General features: G+C 71.6%; 6 protein-coding genes and 1 pseudogene. 2 read left to right on the top strand and 5 right to left on the bottom strand.

Features of this window, described 5'->3' with window-relative positions:
* A partial coding sequence (locus VXC91_RS41545) for a winged helix DNA-binding domain-containing protein (RefSeq protein ID WP_329512546.1) occupies positions 1-1,193 on the bottom strand: 1,193 nt, incomplete at its 3' end.
* 150 nt (positions 1,194-1,343) lie between these two features.
* On the opposite strand from VXC91_RS41545, the gene VXC91_RS41540 reads away from it, so the two are divergent.
* Complete coding sequence (locus VXC91_RS41540) at positions 1,344-1,826, top strand: hypothetical protein (protein WP_329512545.1); 483 nt, start codon at positions 1,344-1,346, stop codon at positions 1,824-1,826.
* 117 nt (positions 1,827-1,943) lie between these two features.
* Here the strand turns inward: VXC91_RS41540 and VXC91_RS41535 are convergent, their stop codons facing one another.
* Complete coding sequence (locus VXC91_RS41535) at positions 1,944-2,669, bottom strand: alpha/beta hydrolase (RefSeq protein WP_329512544.1); 726 nt, start codon at positions 2,667-2,669, stop codon at positions 1,944-1,946.
* A 263-nt stretch (positions 2,670-2,932) separates the two neighbouring features.
* Between VXC91_RS41535 and VXC91_RS41530 the strand changes: the two genes are divergently transcribed.
* Entirely contained in the window at positions 2,933-3,202 is a 270-nt protein-coding gene (locus VXC91_RS41530) for a hypothetical protein (RefSeq protein ID WP_329512543.1), read from the top strand.
* Positions 3,203-3,220: 18 nt separating this feature from the next.
* Here VXC91_RS41530 and pspAB read toward each other — a convergent pair whose 3' ends face one another.
* The 3 genes and pseudogenes from pspAB to VXC91_RS41515 form a co-directional block, all read right to left on the bottom strand.
* Entirely contained in the window at positions 3,221-3,805 is a 585-nt protein-coding gene (pspAB, locus tag VXC91_RS41525) for a PspA-associated protein PspAB (protein WP_329512542.1), read from the bottom strand.
* A gap of 6 nt (positions 3,806-3,811) precedes the next feature.
* On the bottom strand, positions 3,812-4,732 hold the full coding sequence (gene htpX, locus VXC91_RS41520; protein WP_329512541.1) for a zinc metalloprotease HtpX: 921 nt from the start codon (positions 4,730-4,732) through the stop codon (positions 3,812-3,814).
* Positions 4,733-4,962: 230 nt separating this feature from the next.
* Positions 4,963-5,732 (bottom strand): annotated as a pseudogene (locus VXC91_RS41515) (SpoIIE family protein phosphatase).
* Positions 5,733-5,878 lie beyond the last annotated feature (146 nt).

Raw genomic sequence — 5,878 nt, 5'->3', positions numbered from 1 at the left:
TAGGCGGAGAGTTCCTTCTCCAGCGGTGTCCGGAAGCGTGGTGTCACCGGCGTGCCGGCCAGCCACGACCCGAGCCGGGCCGCCTCCGTCTTGATCATCGACCGTGCCTCGCGCCCCAGGTCCGCCGTCCCCAGCAGACGCCACCCGACCTCGCCGTCCGGTCTCCGGGCCCAACCGCCCACCACCCGCCCGTTCCACCACACCGTCGGGCCCACGTTGCCGCTGCCGTCGAACAGGGCCGGGCGCAACTCGGGGGACAGATACCAGTCACGCTCCTGCCAGCCCATCGCCGTGGGGTCCAGACCGGGGAGCAGGGCCGCCCACGGTTCGGCCGGGGGCGCCACCGGTTCCGTGTCGTCGGCCGTCACATAGGCCGTCGCCCCACCGTCGACCGTCACCGATACCGCCCCGATCGCCGCCAGCGCCCGCCGGACGTCCGTGACCTTCCAGCCGGTCCACCACTTGAGGTCCGCCTCCGTGGCCGGGCCGCAGGCCGCCAGCCAGTGGCGGAGCAACTCCTGCTGCGCCTCGTCGGGCGGCAGTTCGGGGTGGGGCGGAGCGACCGCCCAGCGGAACTGCGATGACGTCCACGCACCCAGCGGGCGCCCGCGCACCACCCGTCCTTCGACGCCGAGCACCCGCATCAGACGGGACGACACGGTGTGCGGGGCCTCGTAGCTTCTGCCCGCGCCGTAGGTGAAGCGCTCCTTCAACCGCGGTTCGTCCCCCGTGAGTTCGCCGACCGTGGCCTGCCCGCGCCGGGCCAGCGCGGCCAGCGTCGACGCCTCGACCTCCGCGAGCCACTCCGCCGTCAGGCGGCCCTCGCTCCCGGTCACCATGTCCTTGACCAGCGCGGCCCGCGCCTTCACCGCGATCGTGCGTCCCGTCGAAGCGTGCACCACGGCCGCCAGCCCGGTCGGGAACACGAACACGGTGTGGCGCATGCCGTGCATCCGCACCAGCGTCCGGTCCTCGTACAGCGCCCGCTCGACCTCCGCCACGGTCCTTCCCGCGCCCGCGAGCCGCGCTCCCACCGCCAGGTAGACCGTGGCCGGGTCCGTACCGTGCAGCGCGACCAGCGACCCGGCGACCTCCTCGGGTGTCAGGGCCCGCGCCGGAGGGGCCAGCCGCTGCCGCAGTGCGAGCCTGGCCCGCCGTTCCTCCGCCCCGATGTGCCTCTGCCGCCCGCTCATGCCGCCTCCCCGTCGACCCCGTACGAACGGTGCCCATCTTTGCCGAAGCCGGCCCGTCGCGGGGCCCGTCACCCGAAGCGCGGTACCCCGCGTGCGGACGTGCCCCCGTTCGGCCTTGACTGAACCCACCACAGAAAGGCGGGAGAGGCGATGGCACGACGCGGAATGCGGGACATGGTGCGGGGCACGGCGGTCGCCGTCGTGGCGACCGCCGTGCTGGGTGGCTGCTCCGACGACGGCGCCTCGGGCACCGCGTCTCAGGCCGCCTCCGCCGCCTCGTCCGTCGCCTCGGAGGCCGGGGCCGCCCTGGCGTCCGCGAGCGCCGAGGCGAGTCGCACGCTGGATCAGATCAAGGGCGGCGCGCATGCCAGGGCCGACGTCAAGCTGGGCACGACCACCTCCGCGTCCGGTGGGCGGAAAGAGGTGCCGGTCACCGTCACCAACCCGACGTCCGAGTCCCGTACGTACGCCGTGCAGGTCAACTTCAAGGATTCCCACGGCAAGGTGCTCGACACGGTCGTCGCCACGGTCTCCGACGTCGCCGGGCACGGTTCGAAGAACGCCACCGCGCTCAGCAACCGTGAGCTGTCCGGCGACGTCACCACCTCCGTCGCCCGCGCCATGCGGTACTGATCCGGTGACCGGCCCCCGCAGACCAGGACAGCGGCCGCCGGGCCCGCGCGCCCCACGGTCCGGCCCCCGGCGCCCCCCGCGCCGCGGCCCGGGCCCCGCGCGCCCCCGGCCCGTGGTCTAGACCATGTCGGCCAGTACGGCGTCCACGAACCGCCGACGGTCCTCGGCGTGGTCACGGAACCACAGGCCCAGCCGGTGTTCCGCGCCGGGCAGGTCGAACCGGTTGAAGGCGGCGTTCGCGGCGAGCGCCGCCGCCACCGCCTCCGTCACCTCCGCCGGGATCACGGAGTCGGAGCCGGGCACCGCGAGCACCGCCCGGCCCGGGTATGTCCGCAGCACCTCGAGCGCCGGGGCGGCGCGCCAGCTGCCCGGCGTGCGAAGGATCTCGGTGAAGCGGCCCGCTCCGTCACCGAACGGGAGCGGCCACGCCTCCGCCGCGTAGAGGGCGGGCGCGCACAGGCCCATCGCCGCCACCCGCCTTCGGTAGTGCCGCGCAAGGTCCGCGACCGTCTGACCGCTCATGCTGAAACCGACCAGAACCAGCGGGCCGTTCGCGGGTGTCCGCGCCTCGATCACGGCGACAGCCTGCTCGAAACGGCGTTTCAGGCTCGACTCGGCCAGCCGGCCCGTGCTGTCGCCGTGCCCGGAGAAGTCGAATGCGAGACCGCGGCAGCCGCGTGCGACGAACTCCTCCAGCAGCGGAAGCAGCCGCCGCGTACTGCCGTTGCCGGCTCCGTGCAGCAGCACGGCGGTGGGGGCATCCGGGCCGCCGCCGTCGTCGCCGTGGACTCCGCTGAGTCGTTCACCGTCATGTCCGTGCGTGAAGGGGGAGAACTCGATCATGCGCCCATTGACGCACGGCCCGGGTCCTCATCCTCCTCGATCCGCGGAACTCGGGGCGCGAGAAAAGGAGATGCACACCGAGTGACCGCTTCCCTACGCTGGACATGCGTACCGGAGCCGCCCACCACCGCTTTCCACCGGACCGGCACCACCCGGTGGACTCAGGGCTACTCTCTACGCACCGACGGCGGCCGCCCATCCCCAGCACCCCGTCGTATCCCCCCTCTGGCGCAACCACTCACCCACGCCCACGGAGGCCCGTCATGGGCACCATCCTCATTGCCGGAACCGTCGTCCTCTTCCTCCTAGGGTTCAACAACCACGCCTGGTGGCTGGCCGCCGTCGTCCTGCTCTTCGTGTACGCGCAGTACGGACGGGGCTCGTCCTCGCCGGGCTCGGGTGGCCCCCCGGCATCGGCGGCCACCTACCAGCAGTACCGCGAGCGCCGCGACCAGCAGGCCAAGTGGGAGCGCCGCTACCGTCGCGAGCGCCCCCTCCAGACGCGTCGTCAGGAGCGGAACAAGAGCAAGTGACGCCCCGGGGCCGCCCGCTCACAGGCCGGGCGCGCCCCAGACGGGGAACCAGCGGCCGAGGTCCTGCTCGATCCGGAGATCGTCGGCGAGTGCGGCTTTGACCTGGAGTTCCAGCGCGTTGTCGCGCCGTTGGCCCGGCCCGGTGAGCGGCGCGAACGGATAGAAGGTGCCGCGTTTGTAGAGATAGACCAGGCCGAGTCGCCGTCCGCGCGCGTCGTGGAAGCCGGCCATGGAGCACAGCAGTTGCGGCCCGAAACCGTTGACCTCCATCGCGCTGTTCACCGCGTGCAGATCGTTGACCAGGGAGGGCAGCTGGTCGGGTGTGCGGCGCGACACCAGCCATGAGTAGCCGTAGTCGTCCTGCTGCAGCTCGACGGGCGGGCCGCTGCGGTCGGTGTCCGCGTCCAGCAGCGCCTGGACCTCGCGATTGGTCTGGGAGAAGGCACTGCCCTCGACCGTCGCGAAGCAGACCGCTCCGGTCCCGGTCGGGGTGAACCCGGCGGCGGCCTCGAGCGTGACCGCCGCCGACGGCAGCGCGAAGAGCTGGTCGAGATCGGGCGCCACCGGTTTCGTACGACCGAGCAGGATGTCCAGGAATCCCATGGGGGCTCAGCCCGCCCTTCCCGGCGTCGCCGCCTCGCCCAGCTCCGCGGAGATACGGCCGAGCTGTTCGAGCCGCTGCTCCAGGGTCGGGTGGGTGGAGAAGAGCCGGGAGATGCCCGGCTCGGCGCCGAACGCGGGGGTGAAGTAGAAGGCGTTGAAGGCCTGCGCAGTCCGCAGGTCCCTCGTCGGGATACGGGCGATGTCCCCGCTGACCTTGGTCAGTGCGGACGCCAGCGCCGAGGGGCGCCCGGTGAGGTGGGCGGCGGCGCGGTCGGCAGCCAGCTCCCGGTACCGGGACAGGGCCCGGATCAGCAGGAAACTGATCGCGTAGACGAGCGCCGAGATCCCCATCACGGCGCCGAAGACGACGATGGTGTTCTGGTCCTTGCGCCCGCGCCCGAAAAGCTCCGAGTAGAACGCGAACCGGACGACCAGCCCGGCGATCACCCCGAGGAACGACGCCACCGTGATCACGGCGACGTCCTTGTGCGCCACGTGCGACAGCTCGTGCGCGAGCACGCCTTCCAGCTCGTCGGGCTCCAGCCGCTGCAGCAGCCCGCTGGTCACGCACAGCACGGCGTGGTCGGGGTTGCGGCCGGTCGCGAATGCGTTGGGCATGTCCATGCCGGAGACCGCGACGAGCGGCTTGGGCATGTCGGCCACCGTGCACAGCCGGTCGACCACTCCGTGCAGCTGCGGATACTCCTCACGCTCCACGATCCGCCCGTGCATGGCGTACAGCGCGATCCGGTCCGAGAACCAGTACTGCGCGCCGAGCACCAGGGCGGCGATCACGACGACCAGCACCCAGGACTTCAGCAACGCGATCAACGCGGCGATGAAGGCCACGTACAGCAATCCGAGCAGAAACATCGTGACCGTCATCCGCACGGTCAGCCGCCGATCGCTCCGGAACCGGCTCTGCATCCTGCATCACCTCGCAGTACCCAGCAGTGAGGCACCCGTCCCACCCCCATTGTGCGCCCATCCCCACCCATGAACCGGTTCCGAACGACCCCACGGCAGGCAAAGAGTGCGAGCGAACGGGGGACGGCGGCCCCGGGTCCGGGCCCGCGGGGGCGCACGACGCGACGGAGCCCCGTCGCCGCCCGAAGGCGGTGACGGGGCTCCGTGAGAGTGCTACGGGAGCGGCCGGCTCACACGTCGAAGAAGTGATGTCCTGGCTCGGCCACCTCGGCGGATTGCCGCCACTGTTTTCCTGACCAGCAAGGACGCCGTTGTTCTCTGTCGTCGTTGGTCGTTCTTGGTCTCCCTGGGACGGCCCACAGACGGCCCCGCTTGGGCGGTCGGGGTGTCCCCGCAGTGGAGCATGGCTGATGCTCGCGGCGGAGAGGGATGGCCCGGTTACTCCTTGCGCGCGGGTGGCGTGCCGGAGGCCCGAAGGTCAGGACCTGATGGTGGATCAGACGCAGTCCGATCGGGCCTGTGCTGTGGCGGACGGCGTTGGTGACCAGTTCACTGACGATCAGTTGTGTGGGGTCCTGGACACCTTCCAGGCCCCATTCGGTCAGCTGGCGGGTTGCCATGTGCCGGGCGCTGCGGACAGCGGCTCGGTCGTTCGGCAGCGTCCAGGAGGCGACCTGGGTGGGGCTGAGTGAGCGCGTCCGCGCCAGGAGCAGGGTGATGTCGTCGGATGGTGCCTGGCCCGGGAAGGTCTCCGTCGCTCGGGTGCACAGCTCTTCCAGCGAGTGACTCGGTTGTGCCAGGGCGGTGCCCAGGCAACGCATTCCCACGTCGATGTCGTCGTCGCGGGTTTCGATCAGGCCGTCGGTGTACAGGGCGAGGAGACTTCCCTCGGGCAGACGCCCAGCCCGATGCCGAGTGGGCTTCCGGCGGGCAGGTCGGGGAAGGCGACCCGGCCCTGTGGGCCGATGATCGCGGGCGGGGGGTGCCCGGCCCGTGCCATGGTGCACCGGCGGTGATCGGGTCGTAGACGGCGTACAGACAGGTGGCGCCTACCACCGTGGGGGTCTGGTCCGCGGCGTCGGCGTCTTGCTCGGCCAGTCGCTGGAACGTGTCATCGAGGTGGGCCAGCAGTTCGTCGGGAGGCAT

It is taken from the genome of Streptomyces chiangmaiensis (genome assembly GCF_036281785.1).
Taxonomy (GTDB): domain Bacteria; phylum Actinomycetota; class Actinomycetes; order Streptomycetales; family Streptomycetaceae; genus Streptomyces; species Streptomyces chiangmaiensis.
This window is presented reverse-complemented; position numbering and strand designations above follow the sequence as displayed.

Coding starts and splice junctions, on each gene's coding strand:
- VXC91_RS41540 (WP_329512545.1), top strand. CDS start 1,344: ATGGCACGACGCGGAATGCGGGACATGGTGCGGGGCACGGCGGTCGCC.
- VXC91_RS41535 (WP_329512544.1), bottom strand. CDS start 2,669: ATGATCGAGTTCTCCCCCTTCACGCACGGACATGACGGTGAACGACTC.
- VXC91_RS41530 (WP_329512543.1), top strand. CDS start 2,933: ATGGGCACCATCCTCATTGCCGGAACCGTCGTCCTCTTCCTCCTAGGG.
- pspAB (WP_329512542.1), bottom strand. CDS start 3,805: ATGGGATTCCTGGACATCCTGCTCGGTCGTACGAAACCGGTGGCGCCC.
- htpX (WP_329512541.1), bottom strand. CDS start 4,732: ATGCAGAGCCGGTTCCGGAGCGATCGGCGGCTGACCGTGCGGATGACG.